Here is a 22,641-nt window from a genome sequence, read left to right on the forward strand (position 1 = left end):
CCTGCGCGAGCGGGCATTGTTCTTCGCAACCACGGTCTTGCCCTTCGCAACCACGGTCTTGCCCTTCGCGCCGACCTGCTTCACTTCGTTCCTGGCGACGTTCACCTTCGTTGCGGCGTGCCGCGGCGGTTCCGCGCGCGCCACCGCGAAGTTGCTGTCCTGCCAGTTGTTCTGCGAAACCACCCAGCGCCGCATGCGCTGCGCGTCGGCGACGCGGCCGTTGTTGGAGTCCGCGTCCAGCAGCACCATCACCAGGTCATGGCCAGCGACCTTCGTCGCCAGCGTGAGGCAGCGGCCGGCCTCGACGATGTAGCCGGTCTTCTGCAGCTCGATCTCCCAGCCGGACCTGGAGTTGCGCACCAGCGCGTCCGAGTTGCGGTATTGCAGCGTGCGGCCACCCAGCGTCGCCAGGTGGGCCGGATCGGTGGAGAACTCGCGCAGCAGCGGATTCTTCACCGCCTCGCTCACGAGAATTGACAGGTCGCGGGCGGTCGAACGGTTGCGGTTCGACAACCCGGTCGGGTCGACATACGTCGTGTTCTTCATGCCGAGCGCCTTGGCCCTGGCGTTCATTGCCTCGACCATCTTGGTCAAGCCGCCCGGGTAGCTGCGACCCAATGCATGAGCCGCGCGGTTTTCGCTCGACATCAGCGCGAGGTGCAGCGCCTCTTCCCGCGTGAGCGTCGTGCCGGGCCGCAGGCGCGACTTGCTGTGGCGCTCCGTGTCCACGTCGTCCTGGGTGATCGTCAGCACCTCGTCCATCGGCTGCTTCGCCTCGGTGACCAGCAGCGTGGTCATCAGCTTGGTCAGCGACGCGATCGGCAGCACCGCATCCTCGTTCTTGCTCAGCAGTGTCTGCCCGGTGTCGCGATCGACCACCAGCGCGACGCTGGAACCGAGGCGCATGGGGTCCGGCTTCAGGTGCAGGCCGGCGGCCCGGGCCACGGAGATGGCAGGCGCAGCGCCCGCCCCGGAGCCGGGACCGTGGTCGTTCTCGGCTTCCTCGGCCGGCACGAGCTCCGTTCCCGGCGGCGCCGGAGGTGCGGCTGCTTCGGTCTCGGTCTCTGCCGTGCCCGGTGCCGCAGTTGCCGGGGCCGTGGCGCCGGACGCGGCCGGAGCAGAGGCCTTGGCTGCCTGGTTGCCGGCCGGCGCATGTTCGGGGTGATAGTGCCGATACAGCGGCACCATGCCGCCGGCGGCCACGACTGCGGCGACAAGCACCGCCAGGCTGAGGTCTCTTTTTCTGGAGTGGGCCATGGTGCTGCAGTTTCCTTTGCCCGGGAACTCTAACCAAGCAAGCGCTGCCGCAAGGCGGTAAAGGGACGAAGGTTGTGTAGGCCACCGGCGACGGCATGCCGGCAGGCAGCGGCGTCCCTAAGGGCGCTAGGGATCGCCGTTGTTGAGCTACCGAACGGCCGGGCAGAACGCCAATCCGTGTCGTTTTCACGCGCTGGACGTCGTGTCGGACTGAACCTACACGATGCAACGGATCAGACAGTGCTTGCCTGGTCCGAAGATGAGCATTACAAAAAAATCCACCACCCTGCCTCACGCCGCCTCCCTGCTGGCGCTCGCGGCCGTTGCCGCCTGTCTCGGCGGCAGTGCGTCGCACACGTCTCGCCCGCTGCCGGTCGCTCCCATTGCGGTGGTGGCGCCCGCGGTACCGCCAGCCGTTGCAGCAGCGACCAGGTACACCCTGCCGGCCACCAGCGAAGCAGCGAACGAAGCCGAGGGGGACGATCAGGACGACGACACGCCTCCCACGCTGGAGCCGATCCCCGCCGCGATTCCCGAGACCGGCACCTTGCAGGTGGCCGCGCCGCAGGGCACGCAGGCTCCTCACACGCAAGCCGTGAGCTTCCAGAGTGCGCCTGCGACCGGTGCCCTGGCGCCCATCCCGGGCGACCTGGCCGCGCTGCGCGCGCGCCTGCACTGGATGTCGGTGCAAGTGAACGGCCGCGCGCTGCGCACGCCCGATCCCGCGTCGCGCCTGTTGCTGGTGCGCTCGGCGGCAGAGCGGGCCCGGCTGGCCGATGTCGGTCTCGACTTTCGCGATGTCTACGGCGTGATCACCGCCGAGACCAGCTGGGTGCCCCGCACCGGCATGGGCCGCAACGGCGTCGCCAGTCAGGGCCTGGCGCAACTCGAGCCGGCGACCGCCCGTGCGCTCGGCGTGCGCGATGCCAACGATCCGGTGGAAGCGGTGCAGGCCGCGGCCAGGCTGCTGCGCGAAGCCGGCGCCTGGAGCGCGCGCCGCCTGGCCGGCCTGCGCCTGAGCGAAGTGGATCGCGCCGTGCGCCTGCGCGAAGGCATCTCGGTCTACTACAACCTCTCGAGCCACGCCCGGCAGCGCTGGAACGGCTTGACGCACACCCTGCCGCTGGAAACGCGCCGGCACATCTTCAACGTGCGCGCCGGCATCGCGCAGGCCGAGCGGCTGCAAACCGGCGTCGCTCCCAGCGCCGAAAGCCTGCTGGCCGAAGCCTCCGCTGCGGCGCAGGCGCCCACCAGCGCCACGCCGGCCGTGCAACACGTCGCCAGCCGACGGGTCGCGCCGGTGGCGCCGCATCCCGTTGGCACCATCAGCTGGTCGGGCCACGGTGGCGCCGCCCAGGGCCGTCGCGCCGGCACGCACGTCGTGTGGTCCAACGGCGTGGTCACGCACGATGGTGGCCGCGTGCACTGGACCAGCCGCGGCCGGGGCTGAAGCGGCGCGGCTGCGCCACAATCGGGGGATGCCATCGCTCGTGCGAAGCATCCCGGGCAACGCCCCGCTGGTGCTTGATTCCCCCCATAGCGGCGTCCAGTACCCCGCCGATTTCCGTCCTGCCTGCGACCTGGCGACGCTGCGGCGTGCCGAGGACACGCACGTGGAAAAGCTGTACGACTTCGCGCCGTCGCTCGGCGTCGCCTGGATCGAGGCGCTGTTCCCGCGCAGCTACCTGGACGCCAACCGCAACACCACGGAACTCGACGTCGACCTGCTGCAGGACGCCTGGGATGGCGAGCTGGCGACCGACCCGGTCGTGCTCTCCAAGGTTCGCCTGGGCAAGGGCCTGGTCTGGCGCTTCACCGATGACGGCGTCCCCATCTACGACCGCAAGCTCACCGCCGCCGAAGTGCGCGCGCGAATCGCCAACTGCTGGCAGCCGTATCACGAAGCCGTGTCGCAAGCGATCGAGAAGGCGCATGCCACCCACGGCTACAGCATCCACCTGAACTGCCATTCGATGCCTTCGGTGGCGGCCGCCAATGCCACCGAATTCCCCGGCCTTGCGCATGCGGACTTCGTGATCGGCGATCGCGACGGCAGCACCGCGTCGCCGGCCCTGTCGCAGGTGCTGGTCGAGACGCTGCGCGGCTTCGGCTACGACGTGGCGTACAACCATCCCTACAAGGGCGTGGAACTGGTGCGCCGCTACGGCGACCCCGCAACCAGTCGGCACGGCATCCAGGTGGAAGTGAACCGCAAGCTGTACATGGACGAGGCCACGCTGGAGCCGCACGCCGGCTTCGCGCCGCTGCGCGCGCACCTGCAGCAACTGGTGCGCAAACTGCTGGCGACCGATCCGCGGACGCTCTCCTGATGGATCGCGTCGATGCCGTGGTGATCGGCGCCGGCGTCGTCGGGCTGGCGGTTGCCCGCGCACTGGCGCAGGCCGGGCGCGAGACCATCGTGGTCGAAGCGCAGAACGGCATCGGGCAGGGCGTGAGCTCGCGCAACAGCGAGGTGATCCACGCGGGCCTCTACTACCCGCCCGGATCGCTGAAGGCGCGCCTGTGCGTGCGCGGCAAGGAACTGCTGTACGCCCTGTGCGCCACGCACGGCGTGGAGCACCGCCGCTGCGGCAAGCTGACCGTGGCCAACGACCAGGCCGAGGTGCATGCCTTGCGCGGACTGGCCGATCGCGCGCATGCGAATGGGGTGCCCGTCGAATTGCTGGACGCCGCGCAGGCGCACGCGTTGGAGCCGGCGCTGCGCTGCATCGCGGCGCTGCATTCGCCCAGCACCGGCATCGTCGACAGCCATGGCTTCATGCTGGCGCTGCAGGGCGACCTGGAACAGGCCGGCGGCATGGTGGCCTTCGGCAGCGAGGCCGTGTCGGCCCGCCTGGCGCCAGCGGCCGGCGAGCCGCACGTGCTGCGCTTCGCCGACGGCAGCGAACTGGCCTGCGACCTCCTGGTGAACGCGGCCTCGCTGCATGCCTGCGGCCTGGCGCGCAAGTTCGAGGGACTGGATCCGCGCTTCATTCCGCGCGAGTGGTTTGCCAAGGGCAACTACTACGCGCTGGCCGGCCGCTCGCCGTTCACGCACCTGATCTACCCGGCCCCGGCCGATGCCCACCTGGGCACGCACCTGACGCTGGACCTCGGGGGCCAGGCCAAGTTCGGCCCCGACATCGAATGGCTGGACGTGCACCAGCCGGAGCAGATCGACTACCGCGTCGACCCGGCGCGGGCCGACGGCTTTTACGCCGAAGTGCGGCGGTACTGGCCCGGCCTGCCCGATGGCGCATTGGCCCCCAGCTACAGCGGCGTGCGCCCGAAGATCCACGGGCCGCACGAGCAGGCCCCGGACTTCCGCATCGACGGGCCCGCATGGCATGGCGTGCCCGGGCTGCTGAACCTGTTCGGCATCGAATCGCCCGGACTGACGAGCGCGCTGGCGATCGCCGAGGAAGCCACTGCCCGGCTGCTGCACGGATGATGTAGGCAAATCGCCTAATACGTTCGACTGCTGTTGCGCTCCAATGCGCCCTCAGCAGGTTTCACACGTAGGAGGCATCCATGAACCGGGTTCTCGTCCTCGTCGCGGCCGCCGCTGCGACCGCCCTCGCGTCGCCGGTGCTGGCGCAAGCCGCCCGCAACCTCGAACAGCTCAAGCAGATGCGGGTTTCAGGTACCGACCTGAACATCCCCACCGTGCCGCAGGAAGGCCGCAACGCCGACGCGATCCGCGCCAATCTCAAGCGGGTGAAACTGCCTCCGGGCTTCCGAATCGACCTGTTCGCCGTGGTGCCCGATGCGCGTCACATGGCGATTGCGCCGTCAACGAACATGCTGTTCGTCGGCACGCGCAAGACGACGGTCTGGGCGGTCACCGACCGCAACGGCGACGGTGTGGCCGACGAGGTGAAGCCGTTCGCGCCCTCGCTGAATTTCCACGTGCCCAATGGCGTGTGCTTCACCAAGGACGGTTTCCTGATCGTCGTGGAGCACAACCGCATTCTCAACTTCCCCGCTGCGGAATTCTTCTACGAAGGTCCCGATGTCGCGGTCGGCGAGGTCGTGCCGCAGGGCCAGCTGGTGCCGGTGGAAGAGGAGTCGTACAACCACGGCGCGCGCACCTGCCGCGTGGGCGAGGACGGCAAGCTGTACGTCACGCTGGGGCAGCCGCACAACGTGCAGCCGATGATCAAGTTCAGCACGTACGACAAGTTCGGCATCGGTGGCATCGTGCGTATGGATCCCTTCGACGGCAGCAAGCGCGAGGTGGTGGCGCTGGGCGTGCGCAACTCGGTCGGCATGGACTTCAATCCGCGCGACAAGACGCTCTGGTTCACAGACAACCAGACCGACGGCCTCGGTGACAACAACCCGCCCGGCGAGCTCAATCGCCTGACGCAGGTCGGCCAGCACTTCGGCTATCCGTACTGGGGCGGCAAGTTCAAGGTGGCCGGCTCGGCCGCCGCGCCGGAACTCAAGTCCATGAAGGAGCCGGCGAACGCGGTCTTCCCGCAGGTGGAATTCCCGGCGCATCAGGCCCAGCTCGGAATGGTGTTCTACAAGGGCACGCAATTCCCCGAGAAGTACCGCAGCGGGATGTTCGTGGCCGCGCATGGTTCGTGGAACAGCAGCAAGCCCACCGGCGCCCTGGTGAACTTCGTGCCGGTGAAGGCGGATGGCACGGCGGGCCAGGCAGAAGTGTTTGCCGACGGCTGGCTCGATGAGAGCACGGGCACGTACCGCGGACGACCGGTGGACGTGGCGGTGATGAAGGATGGATCGCTGCTGGTGTCGGACGATTACGCGGGGGCGATTTATCGGATCACGTACCAGCCTTGATCCGCGACGCTGACGGGTGTATCCCCGCGCGCCAATCGATGTCATCCCGGGCTTGACCCGGGATCCACGCGGCGCTTGATCCCGCGCCGCCTGGCCGGGGCTGCTCAGCCCTTGCGGCCGCTGTTGCTGCTGCGGCTGTTCCGGTCGCTGCGCACGCTGGCGCGGTCCGCGCGGCCGCCGGTGCTGGCGCTGCGCCCCGCCGGCGGCTCGGCCGCTTGTGAGCGCAGGCCGCCGCCACTGGCACGCGCCTTTTCGTGAGCGGGTTCGGACCGGGTCTTCTGCAGGCTCTGCCCGGACTTCTGGGGGGACTTGCGGGATGGCATCGAAGGCTCCTTCTCGGGATGGCGTCAGCGCGATCGTGCGGCCGCCGGGTGCCTGCCGATGTCAGTGCGGCGGGTCCGCCCGCGTAGGGCGCGGCGCACGAACCGTCAGCCGCGCGTGCTCGCTCGATCCCGCCGCAATGCGCGCGCCACTTCGTCCACCAGCGCCGGCCCGCGGTAGATCAGCCCGGTGTAGATCTGCACCACGTCCGCGCCGGCGCGCAGCTTGGACAGCGCGTCGCGCGCGCTCAACACGCCGCCCACGCCGATGATGGGATAGCCCGTGCCCAGCGTCGCGCGCAGTTGCGCGATCACGCGGTTGCTGGGCTCCAGCACCGGAGTGCCGCTCAAGCCGCCCGCCTCTTCCGCGTGCGCGAGGCCCTTGACCTGCTCGCGCGAGATCGTCGTGTTGGTTGCGATCACGCCGTCCATGCCATGGCGGCGCAGCGTGGCCGCGATCACGTCGACTTGCGCCTCGTCGAGATCGGGCGCGATCTTCACGAACAGCGGCACGCGCCGACCATGCGTGGTGGCCAGCTGCTCGCGCCGCTCGGCGATCGCCGAGAGCAGGGCGTCCAGTGCCTCGTCGGCTTGCAGGGCGCGCAGGTTCTTCGTGTTGGGGCTGGAGATGTTCACCGTCACGTAGTCGGCATGCGGGTACACGCCGGCCAGGCATTCCAGGTAGTCGCGCGTCGCCTCCTCGATCGGCGTTGCCGCGTTCTTGCCGATGTTCAGCCCGAGCAATCGCCCCTGCTGGCGAAAGCGCGAGCGCTGCACATTGCGCACGAAGGCGTCGAGCCCTTCGTTGTTGAAGCCCAGCCGATTGATCAGCGCGTGCGCTTGCGGCAGGCGGAACATGCGCGGCCGCGGATTGCCCGGCTGCGCCTTCGGCGTGACCGTGCCGACCTCGACGAAGCCGAAGCCCATCGCGCCGAGCGCATCGATGCACCGGGCGTTCTTGTCGAGCCCGGCCGCCAATCCGACGCGATTGGGAAAGCGCAGCCCGGCCAGCTCGACGGGATCCGGCACGAAGCCATTGCTGTAGGCCCACTGCAGAGGCGTGCCCTGCGCGCGCGCCAGCGAGCCCAGCGTCAGCTCGTGCGCGGTCTCGGGGTCGAGCCCGAACAGGAAGGGGCGGGCGAAGGCGTAGGGCAGCAGGGACATCCGATAATTCCGGCTTGGATCAAACCGGGGATTGTCGCGTGACACAGGATGAACTCAAGACGCTGGTCGGCCAGGCGGCCCTGAAGTATGTGGTGCCCGGCGAGATCGTCGGCGTCGGCACCGGCTCCACGGTCAACAAGTTCATCGAGGCGCTGGGCACGATGAAGGACAGGGTGCCCGGGGCCGTCTCCAGTTCCAGCGCATCCACCGAGCGCCTGCAGGCGCTGGGCATCCGCGTGTTCGATGGCAACGAGGTGGGTGAGCTCGCCGTCTACATCGATGGGGCCGACGAGATCGACGGCCGCGGCAACATGGTCAAGGGCGGCGGCGCTGCGCTGACGCGCGAGAAGATTGTCGCGGCGCAATCGAGGCGCTTCGTCTGCATCGCCGACGAGAGCAAGCGCGTCGAGGTGCTGGGGCGCTTTCCGCTGCCGGTGGAGGTGGTGCCCATGGCGACGCAGCGCATCGTGCGGCAGTTCCGGAACCTGGGCGGCACGGCGCAGCTGCGCCGGAAGGACGGCAGTCCGCTCGTCACGGACAACGGCCAGCACATCCTCGACGTGACCGGCCTGCAGATCCGCGATCCGCTGGCCTTCGAGAGCGAGGTGAACCAGTGGCCGGGCGTCGTGACCGTGGGGGTGTTTGCGCACCAGAAGGCCCAGGTCTGCCTGCTGGCGACCGCCAATGGAGTGCAGACGCTGGAGTTTTGAGCGGACTCCGAGCACTGCCAGACATCCGGATGTCCGCATCTGAGATTCAGGTCAGAACCGGATCCCCGCCGGATTGCTGGGCGCCGGCTCGCTCGCTACTGGAGGCTCGACCTGCTGCGCTTCACGCGGCGCGGCCCGGGCGGCGGCGGCCTTCGGCGGTGCCTGCACCGCCACCAGGGGCGCAGGGGCGGGGTTGCGGTAGCCCGGGGGCAGCTGCGAGGTCTTGGGGTAGCCCGCGGCGTCCAGGTACTGCGACCATTCCGTGTCGGCAAAGCCCAGCACGTGCTGGCCGCCGATCGTGGCGAAGGGCACGCGCGGCGTCCCGCCCATCAGCCGGCCGAGCGCGCGCGCGTCGTCGTCCGTGCTCACGGTGCGTTCGGTGTAAGGCACGCCGCGGCTCGCGAGGAAGTCGCGCGCCAAGGCGCAGGCGTTGCAATCGACACCCGTATACAGAACCACCGGAAAGCGGTTGGCTGCCGCGCGCACTTCCGCCGGCAGCACGGTGCCACCGGCAGAACCGCCTGAAGTCGCGGGCATGGGCAGCGACTGCGCCGGCGTCCCCTTGGCGTCCGGCGGCGGTCGGTCGGAGAAGGTGACCCGGCCATCCGGCCCGATGATGCGATAGACCTGCGCGCCGGCAACGCCAGCCCAGAGGGCGAGGACGGCCAGGGCGGCCAGACGGACACGGCTCATCGTTCACTGCTCCCAATCATTTGCCGGATTCTCTCAGGCCATTCCCTGGTGGCGCAACAGTGCGTCGAGGGTGGGCTCGCGTCCGCGAAAGGCCTTGAAGGACTCCATGGCCGGCCGGCTGCCGCCCGCTTCGAGGATCGCCTGGCGGTATTTGCGCCCGGCCTGGACGCTGGGCAGGCCGTCTTCGCCCGCGCTCTCCTCGAAGGCGGCATACGCGTCCGCGCTCAGGACTTCGGCCCACTTGTAGCTGTAGTAGCCCGCCGCATAGCCGCCCGCGAAGACGTGGCTGAAGGTGTGCGCCATGCGGTTGAAAGCCGGCGGATGCAGCACCGAAACCTCGTCGCGCACTTGTTGCAACAACGGCATGAAATCTTCGGCCGGATCGTGGTCGCTGTGCAACAGCATGTCGAACAGGGCGAACTCGATCTGCCGCAGCGTGGCCAGGCCGCTCTGGAAATTCCTGCCCGCCAGCATCTTGTCGAACAGTTCGCGCGGCAAGGGCTCGCCCGTGTCCACGTGCGCCGTCATGTGCTTGAGCACGCCCCATTCCCAGCAGAAGTTCTCCATGAACTGGCTCGGGAGTTCCACCGCGTCCCACTCGACGCCGCTGATGCCGGAAACGTCGCGCTCGTTGACGCGCGTGAGCATGTGGTGCAGGCCGTGGCCGGATTCGTGGAACAGCGTGATCACGTCGTCGTGCGTCAGCAGCGCCGGCTTGCCGTCGACGCCCTCGGCGAAGTTGCACACCAGATGCGCGATCGGCGTCTGCAACTGGCCGTTGTCGGGGCGCAGCCAGCGTGCGCGGACGTCGTCCATCCAGGCGCCACCGCGCTTGCCCGTGCGGGCTGCCGGGTCGAGGTAGAACTGGCCGACCAGTTCTCCGCCGCGTTCGATGCGATAGAACTCCACGCTGGCGTTCCACGCCGGCGCGTGGTCGCGGCGGATCTCGACTTCGAACAGCGTCTCGACGATCTTGAACAGGCCGGCCAGCACCTTGGGCGCCGTGAAGTACTGCTTGACCTCCTGCTCGCTGAAGGAATAGCGCGCTTCCTTGAGCTTCTCGCCGATATAGGCCCAGTCCCAGGCGTGCGGGTCGGTGATGCCGAGCGTCTCGGCCGCGAAGCTGCGCATGTCCTGCACGTCCTTCTGCGCATAGGGGCGAGCACGATGTGCGAGGTCACGCAGGAACTGGATCACCTGCCTGGGCGATTCGGCCATCTTGGACACGACCGACACCTCGCCGAAGCTGCCGTATCCCAGCAGCTTCGCCTCTTCCTGGCGCAGCGAGAGGATCTCGCGGATCAGGGGCGTGTTGTCGTACCTGGGGTCGCCCTGGTCGCTGGCGCGTGTGACGTAGGCGCGATAGAGGCGTTCGCGCAGCGTGCGGTTGTGGCCGAATTGCATGACCGGCAGGTAGCTGGGCATCTTCAGCGTGAGCTTGCAGCCGCTCTTGCCCTCGGCCTCGGCGGCGGCACGCGCTGTCTGGACCACGTCGGGCGGCACACCATCGAGTTCATCCTCGCCGGCGTAATAGGAGTAGCTGTCGGTAGCGTCGAGCGCGTGCTCGCTGAATTTCTGGCTCAGTTCGGCCTGGCGCTCCTGGATCTGCGCGAAGCGCTCCTTGGCCGCTCCCGTGAGCTCCGCGCCCGAGAGCGTGAAGTTGCGCAGGGCATTCTTGTGCGCCTGGCGCTGCTCGGGCGTGAGCTTGGCGGCATCGATCGCCTTGTACTTGGCGTACAGCTTCTCGTCGGCGCCGAGGCGGGTCCAGAACTCGGTGACGCGCGGCAGGGCCTCGTTGTATGCGGCACGCAGTTCAGGCGTGTCCGCGACCGCGTTGAGGTGGCCCACCATGCCCCAGGCGCGACCGAGGCGCTCGGTGGCTACGTCGAGCACGCGCGCGATCTCGTTCCAGTCCGCCGGAAAGTCCGGCTGCGTCGCGGCCGTCAGCGCCTGGTCCGCCTGACCCAGCAGTTCGTCCATCGCCGGCGCCACGTGCTCGGGCCGGACCTGGTCGAAGAGGGGAAGATCCTTGAAGTCGAGGAGAGGGTTGCTCATGGCCCTCATTTTGCGGCAGCTTGCGGCTCGTCAAGGGGGTGAGCGGATTGGCAATCCTGATCTTGGTGATTGCCGAACGAACTACCAGCATCCGGACGCAGAAAGCGCAGAAGTTACGCAGAAGGCGCAGAAGAAAACCTTGAAAAAGGATTCTTTGTCTTTTCTGCGTCTTCTGCGTAACTTCCGCGTCTTCTGCGTCCGCTTGTTGGGTTTTTGGATTCGACAGCCTCAGCCCGCCGTCCGCTCCGCCGCCTCGATCGTGTTCACCAGCAGCATCGCGCGCGTCATCGGGCCGACGCCGCCCGGCACTGGCGTGATCCAGCCGGCGACCTCGCTCACGCCAGCGAAGTCGACGTCGCCGCACAACTTGCCTTCGTCGTTGCGGTTCATGCCCACGTCGATCACCACCGCGCCCGGCTTGACCATGTCCTTCGTCAGCACATTGCGCTTGCCGACGGCGGCGACCACCACGTCGGCTTGCAAGGTCATGGCCTTGAGGTCGGCGGTGCGGCTGTGGCAGATCGTGACGGTGGCATCGCGGCCGAGCAGCATCATGGCCATGGGTTTGCCCACGATGTTGCTGCGGCCTATCACCACCGCGTGCTTGCCCCTGAGGTCCAGGCCGATGGAGTCGATCATCTTCAGGCAGCCATAGGGCGTGCACGGCCAGAAGCCCGGCTGCCCCACCATCAGCGCGCCGGCACTGGCGACGTGGAAGCCGTCCACGTCCTTGGCCGGTGCGATGGTCTCGATGACCCGGGCGGAGTCCATGTGCCTGGGTAGCGGCAGCTGCACCAGGATGCCGTGCACCGAGGCATCGTCATTGAGGGCGTGGATGCGCGCGAGCAGGTCGGCCTCGCTCATGTCCGCGGGATAGCGCTCGAGCGTTGCCTTCAGGCCGGTCTGCTCGCTGTCGGCCACCTTGTGCTTCACATACACCTGGCTGGCCGGATCCTCGCCGACCAGCACGATGGCCAGCTGCGGCTGAATGCCGCGGGCCTTGAGGGCTTCGGTACGGCCGGCCACTTCGGCGCGCACCCGCTTGGCGAGGGCGTTGCCGTCGATGATTTGTGCTGTCATGGTTCGAAGAAATTTGAACGCAGAAGACGCAGAAGTGACGCAGAAGACGCAGAAAAGACCGAAAGAGTTTTCTGCGTCTTCTACGTACTTCTGCGTCTTCTGCGTTCTAAAACGCTTGTTGCGCCCGCTGCGCCCAAGACGCGGCCTCAGCCCTTCGGCGGCTGCTGCCCCAGCGCGATCTTCAGCAGGTCGGCGACCGTGTTGGCGTTGAGCTTTTCCATGATGTTGGCGCGGTGCGCCTCCACCGTCTTGATGCTGATGCCCAGGTCGTCGGCGATCTGCTTGTTCAGGCGGCCGGCGACGATGCGTTCGAGCACCTGCGCTTCGCGTGAGGTCAGCTTCGACAGCAGCGCGTCCCGGCTGGCGGCGCTCTGGAATTCGGCGAAGCTTTCCTTGGCGCGCTCGAGCATGCGCTCGACCAGGCTCACCAGTTCGTCTTCCTTGAAAGGCTTCTGGATGAAATCCATCGCGCCCTTCTTCATGGTGTTCACCGCCATCGGCACGTCGCCATGGCCGGTGATGAAGACGACGGGCAGCGGCGACTTGCGTTCGACCAGGCGGTCCTGCAGTTCGAGGCCGGTCATGCCACCCATGCGGATGTCGACGATCAGGCAGGCGACCTCGCGCGGGTCGTAACGGGCGAGGAAGGATTCGGCGGAGTCGAAGCAGCGGACCCGGTAGTCCTTGCCTTCGAGCAGCCATTGCAGCGAATCACGCACGGCCTCGTCGTCATCGACGACATAGACCGTTCCCTTCTTGGGAATCAAAGACATCAGTAGAAACCTCCGCGATCCTCGCTACGGTTGATTGAAGCTTGGGGCGGCCCGGCGCTTCAAGCTGTTGTCACCCCCGCGTCCTTGCCCACGATCGGACTTGTCGTCCCCGAGACCGGTATCCAGAACGAAAACCGGCAGCCCGCAACCTCGGATCCATTGTAGATGTTCTCCGCCTGCATCCTTCCGTGGTGCGACTCCACGATGGATCGGCACAGGTTCAGGCCGATGCCCATGCCCTCTGCCTTGGTCGAGAAGAAGGCTTCGTACAGGCGCTCCATCACCTCCGGCGCGAGGCCCTGGCCCGAGTCGAGCACCGAGAATTCCACCACCTGCTGTTGCTCCGTCTGCTTGGGCAGCACGCGCAGTTCGACACTGCGCCGGCCGGTGGGGCGCTCTGCCTGTTCCACCGCTTCCGCCGCGTTGCGCAGCAGGTTCACCAGCACCTGCTCGATCAGGATCGGGTCGACCATCAGGTGCGGCAGGCGCGCGGCCACGTAGTGCGACATGCGCACGTTGCGCCGGCGCAGTTCGATCTCGGCGAGTTCCAGCGCCTCGGTGACGATCAGGCTCACGTCCGACAGCGTGCGGTTCGGCTCGCTGCGCTTCACGAAGCTGCGGATGCGCTGGATGATCTGGCCCGCGCGCTGCGCCTGGCGCGCCGTCTTGTCGAGCGCCGCGAGCATGTCCTCCTCGCCGATCTGCTTGCTGCGGATGCGCGACATCAAGCCGTTGCAATAGTTGCTGATCGCGGTGAGCGGCTGGTTCAGTTCGTGCGCCACGCTCGAGGCCATCTCGCCCATCGTGATCAGGCGGCTGGCGGACTGCGCGCGCTCGGCCTGTGCCGCGGCCTGTTCTTCCGCGTTGCGGCGCGTGGTGATGTCGGTGGCAATCACCATCTGCGCCAGCCGGCCGTCGACCCAGTTCAGGTAGCGCGAACGCACTTCCAGCCACTTGCCCAGTTCGGGCACGAAGATCTCCGCGTTCTCGGAGCTCGCCGAGGTCAGGCTGTTGGTGGGCAGGCCGACGAAGGAGTCGACGTCGTCCAGGTGTTCGTCGCTGGGGCGCGGCGTTTCGGTCATGCCCGCCTGCGCCACCATGCCGAGGTGGCCACCGGCGCGGCCGCCGAACCAGAGGCGGTACAGCTTGTTGGCGAACAGCAGTTCCTCGCTGCCCAGGGGCGCCACCGACACCGCGGCGTCCAGCGCCTCCAGCACGGTGGTGAAGCGCTCGTGCGAGGCCTGCAATTGTTCGCGGATGCGGGTGGGCTCGGTGATGTCGGTCATCGACGTCATCCAGCCGGTCTGGTTGCCCTTGGCATCCACCAAGGGCGACACGTACAGGCGCGCATCGAACACGCTGCCGTCCTTGCGTTTCACCCGCACCTGGAAGCCGCCCTGGATGGTGCGACCGCGCAGTTCGTCATCGAGCCGCGCCATCAGCAGTTCGCGGTCTTCGTCGGGCCAGTAGGGGAAGGGCGGCGTGCGGCCCACGAGTTCGGCCTCGCTCCAGCCGGTCATCTGGCAGAAGGCCGCATTGACGTACGTGATGCGGCCATGCAGGTCGAGCGCCCGCATGCCCGTGAGCATGGAGTTCTCCATCGCGCGGCGGAAGTTGGTCTCCGCCATCAGCGCCTGCTGCACCTTCATCCGCCGGCGCGTGTGCCGCCAGTTGGCGATCAGCATCCACGCCGTCATGGCCGACAAGGCGCCGACCAGCCAGAACAGGCCGCTGCCGATCACGCCCAGCCCGGTGCGATAGGCCTGCGCCCGCACGACCAGGCCGTTGCCCACGGGGGAGACCGGCACTTCGTACTCGTTCGGTTGTGCGGCCCACGGCAGCAACTGCGTGGCCGGATTGCGCGGCGGCACCGAGGTGCCCGCCAGCACGCGGCCCTTGCCATCGAGCAGGGCCACCGCGTACTTGGCCGCCACTTCGGCCGGCACGCCATAGCGCAGCAGGCTGTCGATCGAATATTCGCCGAGGATCACGCCCGCGAACTTGCCCTGGTCGGCCAGCGGCACGTGCAGTTGCAGCAGGTTCGAGGTGTCGGACCCGGCCACCGGCTGCGAATACACCGGCTGCTGCAGGTCACGCGCCAGGCTGTACATGGTCTCGGTCTCGCCGGGGCGCAGCACTTCGCCGGGCACGCGCATCTGCGCGATGCTGAGACTCGGGGCCGCGTAGCTCGCCGTCACGCGCCGGCGCTCGTCGATCCACGTGAGCATCAAGAGCTCGGGGTACTGGGCGATCATCGACTCGGCGCGGCCGACGAATTCCTCCGGGTCGACCTCCTTGTTCGAGATGTCGCGCGCCATCCGCATCAGCTGCTCCTGGCGCTCCAGCAGGCGCAGGCGCAGGCGCTGCTGGCCGTATTCGACGTCGCGGCGCACGGCCTCCTGCTCGCGGTCCATCTCCTCGAGACGCAGGTACACGAAGGCCGAGATGATGGCGGCCAGAAACAGCAACACCGCCGCCAGCGGGGCGAGCATGGCGTAGCGGTCCTGGCGGGTGGGCGTCTGGCTGCGCCACCAGTGGCGCCACCAGTTGGGAAGGGGACCTTCGGAGGAAAACTCCGAAGCGGGAGGGTCTTGCATTGGTCGCGTTAGTGTAGGCGGCAAGGGTGTGATCCTCGGCAAAGCGCAAGGTGTTCAGTCCATAGTTCATATCATGAAATGGGTCAGCACGATTTGAAATCAACTCGGGTTTATGCGACACTCGGCGCCGCGCGGGGCCAGCCCGTACTAAATTCACTTTCGCGATTCAAGGAGACAACATGTCCGCACAGCCCGAGCACGTGTTCGGATCGGCCGCCAACGACCCTGACCAGCAGGAGACGCGGGAGTGGGTGGACGCGCTGTCCGCCGTCATCGCCACCGAAGGACGTGATCGCGGCCACTTCCTGCTGGAGCAACTGCTCGAAGAAGCACGCCAGCAAGGCATCGACCTGCCGTTCTCCGCGACGACCGGCTACGTCAACACGATCGAGCCGCAGGACGAGGAACGCTGCCCGGGCAACCTGGAAATGGAAGAGCGCCTGCGCGCCTACATGCGCTGGAACGCGATGGCGATGGTGGTCAAGGCCAACCGCCTGCATCCCGAAGATGGCGGCGACCTCGGTGGCCACATCAGCTCCTTCGCCTCGCTGGCCACCATGCTCGGCGCCGGCTTCAACCACTTCTGGAAGGCCGAGACGCCCGAGCAGGGTGGCGACTGCCTCTACATCCAGGGCCACAGCGCGCCCGGCATCTACGCGCGCGCCTTCCTCGAAGGCCGCATCAGCGAAGAGCAGCTCCTGAACTTCCGCCAGGAAGTCGATGGCAAGGGCCTCTCCAGCTATCCGCACCCGAAGCTGATGCCCGAGTTCTGGCAATTCCCCACGGTGTCGATGGGCCTCGGCCCGCTGATGGCGATCTACCAGGCGCGCTTCCTGAAGTACCTGCATGCCCGCGGCATCGCCAACACCGAGAACCGCAAGGTGTGGGCCTTCCTCGGCGACGGCGAGATGGACGAAGTGGAATCGCTGGGCGCCATCGGCGTGGCCGCGCGCGAAGGCCTCGACAACCTGGTCTTCGTGGTGAACTGCAACCTGCAGCGCCTCGACGGCCCGGTGCGCGGCAACGGCAAGATCATCCAGGAACTCGAAGGCGAATTCCGCGGCGCCGGCTGGAACGTGATCAAGCTGGTCTGGGGCAGCTACTGGGACCCGCTGCTGGCGCGCGACAAGGAAGGCATCCTGCGCAAGATCATGATGGACGTGGTCGACGGCGACTACCAGGCCATGAAGGCCAACGACGGCGCCTTCGTGCGCAAGAACTTCTTCGGTCGCGACCCGAAGGCGCTGGAGATGGTCGCGAAAATGAGCGACGAGGACGTCTGGCGCCTGAACCGCGGCGGCCACGATCCGCAGAAGGTGTATGCCGCCTTCCATCGCGCCGTCAACACCAAGGGGCAGCCCACCGTGCTGCTGGTGAAGACCGTCAAGGGCTTCGGCATGGGCAAGGCCGGCGAGGGCCGCAACATCGCGCACCAGGCCAAGAAGCTGGACGACGACGACATCCGGATCTTCCGCGATCGCTTCAACATCCCGATCCCGGACGACCAGCTGGCGCAGATCCCCTTCTACAAGCCGGCCGACAACACGCCCGAGATGGAGTACCTGCACGCGCGCCGCAAGGCGCTGGGCGGCTACCTGCCGGCGCGTCGTGCGAAGGCCGACGAGCAGTTCACGATCCCCGGCCTCGAAGTGTTCAAGGCGGTGACCGATCCGACCGCGGAAGGCCGCGAGATCTCCACGACGCAAGCCTACGTGCGCTTCCTCACGCAGCTGCTGCGTGACAAGGAAGTGGGGCCGCGCGTGGTGCCGATCCTGGTCGACGAGGCGCGTACCTTCGGCATGGAGGGCCTGTTCCGCCAGATCGGCATCTACAACCACGAGGGGCAGAAGTACACCCCGCAGGACCGCGACCAGGTCTCCTACTACAAGGAAGTGGTCGACGGGCAGATCCTGCAGGAGGGCATCAACGAGGCGGGCGGCATGGCCAGCTGGATCGCTGCGGCGACCAGCTACAGCACCAGCAACCGCATCAAGATCCCGTTCTACATCTACTACTCGATGTTCGGGCTGCAGCGCGTGGGCGACCTGTGCTGGGCGGCGGGCGACATGCAGGCGCGCGGCTTCCTGCTGGGTGGCACCTCGGGCCGCACGACGCTCAACGGCGAGGGCCTGCAGCACGAGGACGGCCACAGCCACGTGATCGCGCAGACCATTCCCAACTGCGTGAGCTACGACCCCACCTTCGCGCACGAAGTGGCGGTGATCATGCAGAACGGCCTCAAGCGCATGGTGGAGAAGCAGGAGAACGTCTTCTACTACATCACCCTGCTGAACGAGAACTACCCGATGCCCGGCCTGCAGCCCGGCACCGAGGAACAGATCGTCAAGGGCATGTACCTGTGCAAGCCGGGTGCCGAAGGCAAGAACCGGGTGCAGTTGCTCGGCTCCGGCACCATCCTGCGCGAATCGATCGCGGCGCAGGAACTGCTGGCCAAGGACTGGGGCGTTCAGGCCGACGTGTGGAGCTGCCCGAGCTTCAACGAACTGGCGCGCGACGGGCTCGACTGCGAGCGGCACAACATGCTGCATCCCGATGGCAACGCGCGGGTACCCTTCGTGACGCAGCAGCTGGAACGGCATGCCGGCCCGGTGGTGGCCGCCACCGACTACATCAAGCAGTACGTCGACCAGATCCGCGCGTTCATTCCCAAGGGCCGCGCGTACAAGGTGCTGGGCACCGACGGCTTCGGCCGCAGCGACTTCCGCAGCAAGCTGCGCGAACACTTCGAGGTGAACCGCCACTACGTCGTGGTGGCTGCGCTCGCTGCGCTGGCCGACGAGGGCAGCGTGCCTCGCGCCAAGGTGGCCGAGGCGATCCGCAAGTACGGTATCAAGGCCGACAAGATCAACCCGCTGCACGCCTGACAATCGTCGCTTCGTCGAATAAAGAGAAGGCCCGCGTCCGGGCCGCGGAGAACAAAGAAAAATGGCACTCGTCGAAGTGAAGGTCCCCGACATCGGGGACTTCAAGGAAGTGGCCGTCATCGAGCTGCTGGTGAAGCCGGGCGACACGATCAAGGCGGAGCAATCGCTGGTCACCGTCGAATCGGACAAGGCATCGATGGAAATTCCTTCCAGCCAGGCTGGCGTGGTGAAGGAAGTGAGAGTGAAGCTCGGCGACAAGGTCGCCGAAGGGAGCGTGATCGTGGTGCTGGAGGCGGCTGGTGCTGCCTCTTCCCCTCCCCCTCCGGGGGAGGGCAGGGTGGGGGCGTCCCCGCCCCCTGCCTCGCCTGCGGCTTCGGCACCGCCCCCACCCCAGCCCTCCCCCGGAGGGTGATGGAGCCAGGCGATCGAAATCCGCGTCCCCGACATCGGCGACTTCAAGGATGTCGCCGTGATCGAAGTGCTGGTCAAGCCCGGTGACACGATCAAGGTCGAACAGTCGCTCGTCACGGTCGAATCGGACAAGGCCTCGATGGAGATCCCGTCGTCGTCGGCGGGCGTGCTGAAGGAGCTGAAGGTCAAGGTCGGGGACAAGTTGAACATCGGCGACTTGATCGCCGTGGTTCAGGGCGCCGCGAGTGCCGCAAGCCCCTCACCCCAACCCTCTCCCCCGAGGGGCGAGGGAGCAACAGCCGCGGCGCAAACCTCTTCTCCCTCTCCCTCTCCCGCCCCTGCGGGAGAGGGCCGGGGTGAGGGCCGCACCCCGCCAACCGCCGCGCTCCCCCCGCACGACCCGAGTGCTTCCACCGGCACCCTCCCGCACGCCTCCCCCTCGGTGCGCAAGTTCGCGCGCGAACTCGGCGTGCCGCTCGAGGAAGTCAAGGGCAGCGGCCCCAAGGGACGCATCACGCAGGAAGACGTCCAGGCCTTCACCAAGTCGGTGATGGCCGGCGATACGCGGACCAAGGCAGCGTCCGGCAAGGCGCCCGCGGGCGGTGGTGGCGAGGCGCTGGGCCTGCTGCCCTGGCCGAAGGTGGACTTCGCGAAGTTCGGGCCCGTCGAGCGCAAGCCGCTGTCGCGGATCAAGAAGATCAGCGGCGCGAACCTGCATCGCAACTGGGTGATGATCCCGCACGTCACCAACCACGACGACGCCGATATCACCGAGCTCGAGGCCTTCCGCGTTTCGACCAACAAGGAGAACGAGAAGTCCGGCGTCAAGGTCACGATGCTCGGCTTCCTCATCAAGGCCTGCGTTGCGGCCCTGAAGAAATTCCCCGAGTTCAACAGCTCGCTCGACGGCGAAGAGCTCGTGTTCAAGAGCTACTACCACATCGGTTTTGCGGCGGACACGCCCAACGGCTTGATGGTCCCCGTCATCAGGGACGCGGACAAGAAGGGCGTGCTGGCGATCAGCCAGGAGATGGCCGAGCTCGCGAAGAAGGCACGCGAAGGCAAACTCAGCCCTGCGGAGATGTCGGGGGCGACTTTCACGATTTCTTCGCTCGGCGGTATCGGAGGTCGGTACTTCACCCCGATCATCAATGCCCCGGAAGTCGCTATCCTTGGCGTTTGCCGCAGCCAGACCGAGCCGGTCTGGGACGGCAAGCAGTTCCAGCCGCGGCTGATGCTGCCGTTGTCGCTCTCCTGGGATCACCGGGTCATCGATGGAGCGTCGGCGGCGCGCTTCAACGCTTATCTGGGACAGATTCTGGCGGACTTCCGCCGCGTGCTTCTCTAATAAGACCAATAACTCGATGACAACTGTAGTGGTGGTGAAGAAAGCCGGGCAGATCGCGATTGCAGCCGACACCCTGGTGACCTTCGGTGACACCCGACTGGCGCACCGCTTCGAGGACAACACCAAGATCTTCAAGGTCGACACCGACGACGGTCCGAGCTACATCGGCATGGCCGGCACGGTGGCGCACTTTCCGGTGCTGCGCAAGGCGATGGGTTCGATGCCGCGGGAAATCCTGAAGCTATGCAGCAAGGACGATGTCTTCGACACCTTCACCAAGCTGCATCCCTATCTCAAGGACAACTTCTTCCTGCAGACCAAGGAGGAAGACAGCGACCCGTACGAGTCCAGCCAGTTCAGCGTGGTGATCGCCAACGCGAGCGGCATCTATGGCCTGTACAGCTATCGCGAGGTCTTCGAGTTCAAGGAGTTCTGGGGCATCGGCTCCGGGCGCAGCTTCGCGCTGGGCGCCATGCACGCGGCCTATGCCAAGGCGAAGACCGCGCGTGAAGTCGCGGAGACAGGGATCGCGGCCGGATGCGAGTTCGACCGCAATTCCGATTTGCCCTGCGACATCTTCACAGTCAAAGCCAAAGAGGCAAAATGAAATTGACCCCCCACGCGACGCGCAACGCGTCGCTGCCCCCTGAGGGGGCGAGCTGCTCCTTTGGGGCGGCCCGGCAGGAACAGCTATGGCTCAGACGGAAGTAAAAGTCCCCGATATCGGGGACTTCGAAAGCGTGTCCGTGATCGAAGTGCTGGTGCAGCCCGGCGACACGGTGAAGCTCGAACAATCGCTCGTCACCGTGGAGAGCGACAAGGCCTCGATGGAGATCCCGTCGTCGCAGGCGGGGGTGGTGAAGGAATTGCGGGTGAAGGTCGGGGACAAGGTGGCGGAGGGCAGCGTGTTGCTGACCATCGAGGCGACCGGCACCGGCTCTTCCCCTCCCCCACCGGGGGAGGGCAGGGTTGGGGCGCCCCCGACCTCAGCCTCGCCTGCGGCTTCGGCACCGCCCCCACCCCAACCCTCCCCCGGTGGGGGAGGGAGCCAAGTCGCTCCCGCCGGCTCCTACTCCGGCGGCGTCGACCTCGAATGCGACATGCTCGTCCTCGGTGCCGGCCCTGGCGGCTATTCCGCTGCCTTTCGCGCTGCCGACATCGGCATGAAGACCGTGATCGTCGAGCGCTACGCCACCCTCGGCGGTGTCTGCCTCAACGTCGGCTGCATTCCCTCCAAGGCGCTGCTGCACGTGGCCGCGGTGATCGACGAAGCGAGCCACATGGACTCGCTGGGCATCAGCTTCGGCAAGCCGACGATCGATCGCGTCAAGCTCAAGGCCCACAAGGACAAGGTCGTCGGCAAGCTCACGGGCGGGCTGGCGGCGATGGCGAAGATGCGCAAGGTCACCACCGTGCGCGGCATCGGCACCTTCCTCGATCCGTATCACCTGGAAGTGCAGGAGACCACGGGTACGGCAAGCGAGACCACGGGCAAGAAGCAGGTGATCCGCTTCAGGAACGCGATCATCGCCGCCGGCTCGCAGGCGCTGCAACTGCCCTTCATGCCGAAGGACCCGCGCGTGGTGGACTCCACCGGCGCGCTGGAACTCGCGACGGCGCCGAGGCGCATGCTGATCCTCGGCGGCGGCATCATCGGCCTGGAGATGGGCACCGTGTATTCCACGCTGGGCGCGCGGCTCGATGTGGTTGAAATGCTCGACGGCCTGATGCAGGGCGCCGACCGCGACCTGGTGCGCGTGTGGCAGAAGATGAACACGCCGCGCTTCGACAACATCATGCTGAAGACCAAGACCGTCGGCGCCGAAGCCACGAAGGACGGCATCCTGGTGCGCTTCGAGGGCGAGCAGGCGCCCAAGGAACCGCAGCTCTATGACCTAGTGCTGCAGGCCGTGGGCCGCAGCCCGAACGGCAAGAAGATCGGCGCCGACAAGGCCGGTGTGACCGTCACGGACCGCGGCTTCATCCCGGTCGACATCCAGATGCGTACCAACGTGCCGCACATCTTCGCGATCGGCGACGTCGTCGGCCAGCCGATGCTGGCGCACAAGGCGGTGCACGAGGCGCACGTGGCGGCGGAAGCGGCGGCGGGCGAGAAGTCGACGTTCGATGCGCGCGTGATCCCGAGCGTCGCCTACACGGACCCCGAGGTCGCCTGGGTCGGCCTCACCGAGGACCAGGCCAAGGCGCAGGGCATCGCGATCAAGAAGGGCCACTTCCCGTGGAGCGCTTCCGGCCGCGCCATCGCCAACACGCGCGACGAGGGCTTCACCAAGCTGCTGTTCGATGCGCAGACCCACCGCATCCTGGGCGGCGGCATCGTCGGCACGCATGCCGGCGACATGATCGGCGAGGTGGCGCTGGCCATCGAGATGGGCGCCGACGAGATCGACATCGGCAAGACGATCCACCCGCACCCTACGCTGGGCGAAAGCATCGGCATGGCGGCGGAGATCGCGCACGGCACGTGCACGGACGTGCCGCCGCAACGCAAGTAAGCCGGCCTGCGGGCACGAACGGC

The 22,641-nt window shown here is 67.1% G+C and carries 15 protein-coding genes and 2 pseudogenes; 9 read left to right on the plus strand and 8 right to left on the minus strand.

From position 1 onward, the window contains the following. Positions 1 to 174 precede the first annotated feature (174 nt). A pseudogene (locus tag JWP60_RS25115) lies at positions 175 to 1,257 on the minus strand (serine hydrolase); the annotation flags it as partial. Positions 1,258 to 1,516: 259 nt separating this feature from the next. Here JWP60_RS25115 and JWP60_RS25120 point away from each other — a divergent pair. The 4 genes from JWP60_RS25120 (at position 1,517) to JWP60_RS25135 (ending at position 6,066) form a co-directional block, all read left to right on the plus strand. Beyond that, the gene (locus JWP60_RS25120) at positions 1,517 to 2,707 is read left to right on the plus strand and encodes a lytic transglycosylase domain-containing protein (RefSeq protein ID WP_299797796.1); all 1,191 of its coding nucleotides are present in this window, start codon (positions 1,517 to 1,519) and stop codon (positions 2,705 to 2,707) included. Positions 2,708 to 2,735: 28 nt separating this feature from the next. Beyond that, the gene (locus JWP60_RS25125) at positions 2,736 to 3,587 is read left to right on the plus strand and encodes an N-formylglutamate amidohydrolase (RefSeq protein ID WP_299797799.1); all 852 of its coding nucleotides are present in this window, start codon (positions 2,736 to 2,738) and stop codon (positions 3,585 to 3,587) included. Further along, the gene (locus JWP60_RS25130; protein WP_299797802.1) at positions 3,587 to 4,708 is read left to right on the plus strand and encodes an NAD(P)/FAD-dependent oxidoreductase; all 1,122 of its coding nucleotides are present in this window, start codon (positions 3,587 to 3,589) and stop codon (positions 4,706 to 4,708) included. Before JWP60_RS25125 ends, JWP60_RS25130 begins: the two co-directional genes overlap by 1 nt. 80 nt (positions 4,709 to 4,788) lie before the next feature. Continuing rightward, positions 4,789 to 6,066 carry a PQQ-dependent sugar dehydrogenase gene (locus JWP60_RS25135; protein ID WP_299797805.1) on the plus strand — a complete coding sequence of 426 codons (1,278 nt, stop codon included), beginning with the start codon at positions 4,789 to 4,791 and terminating at the stop codon, positions 6,064 to 6,066. Between the two features lie 104 nt (positions 6,067 to 6,170). Here the strand turns inward: JWP60_RS25135 and JWP60_RS25140 are convergent, their stop codons facing one another. After that, positions 6,171 to 6,389: a hypothetical protein gene (locus JWP60_RS25140; RefSeq protein ID WP_299797808.1), complete on the minus strand. Its 219-nt coding sequence runs from the start codon at positions 6,387 to 6,389 to the stop codon at positions 6,171 to 6,173. Positions 6,390 to 6,494: 105 nt separating this feature from the next. Beyond that, entirely contained in the window at positions 6,495 to 7,550 is a 1,056-nt protein-coding gene (locus JWP60_RS25145) for a quinone-dependent dihydroorotate dehydrogenase (RefSeq protein ID WP_299797810.1), read from the minus strand. Positions 7,551 to 7,588: 38 nt separating this feature from the next. Between JWP60_RS25145 and rpiA the strand changes: the two genes are divergently transcribed. Beyond that, positions 7,589 to 8,260 (plus strand): ribose-5-phosphate isomerase RpiA, encoded by a 672-nt coding sequence (gene rpiA / locus JWP60_RS25150; RefSeq protein ID WP_299797813.1) that lies wholly within the window; start codon positions 7,589 to 7,591, stop codon positions 8,258 to 8,260. A gap of 51 nt (positions 8,261 to 8,311) precedes the next feature. Here rpiA and JWP60_RS25155 read toward each other — a convergent pair whose 3' ends face one another. From JWP60_RS25155 to JWP60_RS25175, 5 genes are all read right to left on the minus strand, one after another. Next, the gene (locus JWP60_RS25155) at positions 8,312 to 8,953 is read right to left on the minus strand and encodes a glutaredoxin domain-containing protein (protein WP_299797815.1); all 642 of its coding nucleotides are present in this window, start codon (positions 8,951 to 8,953) and stop codon (positions 8,312 to 8,314) included. Between the two features lie 33 nt (positions 8,954 to 8,986). Next, the gene (locus tag JWP60_RS25160; protein WP_299797818.1) at positions 8,987 to 11,008 is read right to left on the minus strand and encodes a M3 family metallopeptidase; all 2,022 of its coding nucleotides are present in this window, start codon (positions 11,006 to 11,008) and stop codon (positions 8,987 to 8,989) included. A gap of 228 nt (positions 11,009 to 11,236) precedes the next feature. Beyond that, positions 11,237 to 12,088: a bifunctional methylenetetrahydrofolate dehydrogenase/methenyltetrahydrofolate cyclohydrolase gene (locus tag JWP60_RS25165; RefSeq protein ID WP_299797821.1), complete on the minus strand. Its 852-nt coding sequence runs from the start codon at positions 12,086 to 12,088 to the stop codon at positions 11,237 to 11,239. Between the two features lie 146 nt (positions 12,089 to 12,234). Then, positions 12,235 to 12,861 carry a response regulator transcription factor gene (locus JWP60_RS25170; protein WP_299797824.1) on the minus strand — a complete coding sequence of 209 codons (627 nt, stop codon included), beginning with the start codon at positions 12,859 to 12,861 and terminating at the stop codon, positions 12,235 to 12,237. Positions 12,862 to 12,920: 59 nt separating this feature from the next. After that, positions 12,921 to 15,458: a PAS domain-containing sensor histidine kinase gene (locus JWP60_RS25175; RefSeq protein ID WP_299797826.1), complete on the minus strand. Its 2,538-nt coding sequence runs from the start codon at positions 15,456 to 15,458 to the stop codon at positions 12,921 to 12,923. 179 nt (positions 15,459 to 15,637) lie between these two features. On the opposite strand from JWP60_RS25175, the gene aceE reads away from it, so the two are divergent. From aceE to lpdA, 4 genes and pseudogenes are all read left to right on the plus strand, one after another. After that, a complete protein-coding gene (aceE, locus tag JWP60_RS25180; protein WP_299797829.1) occupies positions 15,638 to 18,343 on the plus strand; it encodes a pyruvate dehydrogenase (acetyl-transferring), homodimeric type in 2,706 nt (901 codons plus the stop codon). Between the two features lie 61 nt (positions 18,344 to 18,404). Next, positions 18,405 to 20,102 (plus strand): annotated as a pseudogene (gene aceF / locus JWP60_RS25185) (dihydrolipoyllysine-residue acetyltransferase). 16 nt (positions 20,103 to 20,118) lie between these two features. Next, entirely contained in the window at positions 20,119 to 20,709 is a 591-nt protein-coding gene (locus tag JWP60_RS25190; RefSeq protein ID WP_299797831.1) for an MFS transporter, read from the plus strand. A gap of 85 nt (positions 20,710 to 20,794) precedes the next feature. Further along, positions 20,795 to 22,618, plus strand: coding sequence for a dihydrolipoyl dehydrogenase (lpdA, locus tag JWP60_RS25195; RefSeq protein ID WP_299797833.1), 1,824 nt, complete (start codon positions 20,795 to 20,797; stop codon positions 22,616 to 22,618). Positions 22,619 to 22,641: the final 23 nt, after the last annotated feature.

It is taken from the genome of Ramlibacter sp. (genome assembly GCF_028291745.1).
Lineage (GTDB): Bacteria > Pseudomonadota > Gammaproteobacteria > Burkholderiales > Burkholderiaceae_C > Ramlibacter.

Bases quoted from the DNA above. Each gene is read 5' to 3' on its own strand.
- JWP60_RS25135 (WP_299797805.1), top strand. From the start codon at position 4,789: ATGAACCGGGTTCTCGTCCTCGTCGCGGCCGCCGCTGCGACCGCCCTC.
- JWP60_RS25170 (WP_299797824.1), bottom strand. From the start codon at position 12,861: ATGTCTTTGATTCCCAAGAAGGGAACGGTCTATGTCGTCGATGACGAC.
- lpdA (WP_299797833.1), top strand. From the start codon at position 20,795: ATGGCTCAGACGGAAGTAAAAGTCCCCGATATCGGGGACTTCGAAAGC.
- JWP60_RS25155 (WP_299797815.1), bottom strand. From the start codon at position 8,953: ATGAGCCGTGTCCGTCTGGCCGCCCTGGCCGTCCTCGCCCTCTGGGCT.
- JWP60_RS25125 (WP_299797799.1), top strand. From the start codon at position 2,736: ATGCCATCGCTCGTGCGAAGCATCCCGGGCAACGCCCCGCTGGTGCTT.
- JWP60_RS25160 (WP_299797818.1), bottom strand. From the start codon at position 11,008: ATGAGCAACCCTCTCCTCGACTTCAAGGATCTTCCCCTCTTCGACCAG.
- JWP60_RS25140 (WP_299797808.1), bottom strand. From the start codon at position 6,389: ATGCCATCCCGCAAGTCCCCCCAGAAGTCCGGGCAGAGCCTGCAGAAG.
- JWP60_RS25175 (WP_299797826.1), bottom strand. From the start codon at position 15,458: ATGCAAGACCCTCCCGCTTCGGAGTTTTCCTCCGAAGGTCCCCTTCCC.
- JWP60_RS25145 (WP_299797810.1), bottom strand. From the start codon at position 7,550: ATGTCCCTGCTGCCCTACGCCTTCGCCCGCCCCTTCCTGTTCGGGCTC.
- JWP60_RS25120 (WP_299797796.1), top strand. From the start codon at position 1,517: ATGAGCATTACAAAAAAATCCACCACCCTGCCTCACGCCGCCTCCCTG.
- JWP60_RS25165 (WP_299797821.1), bottom strand. From the start codon at position 12,088: ATGACAGCACAAATCATCGACGGCAACGCCCTCGCCAAGCGGGTGCGC.
- JWP60_RS25130 (WP_299797802.1), top strand. From the start codon at position 3,587: ATGGATCGCGTCGATGCCGTGGTGATCGGCGCCGGCGTCGTCGGGCTG.
- JWP60_RS25190 (WP_299797831.1), top strand. From the start codon at position 20,119: ATGACAACTGTAGTGGTGGTGAAGAAAGCCGGGCAGATCGCGATTGCA.
- aceE (WP_299797829.1), top strand. From the start codon at position 15,638: ATGTCCGCACAGCCCGAGCACGTGTTCGGATCGGCCGCCAACGACCCT.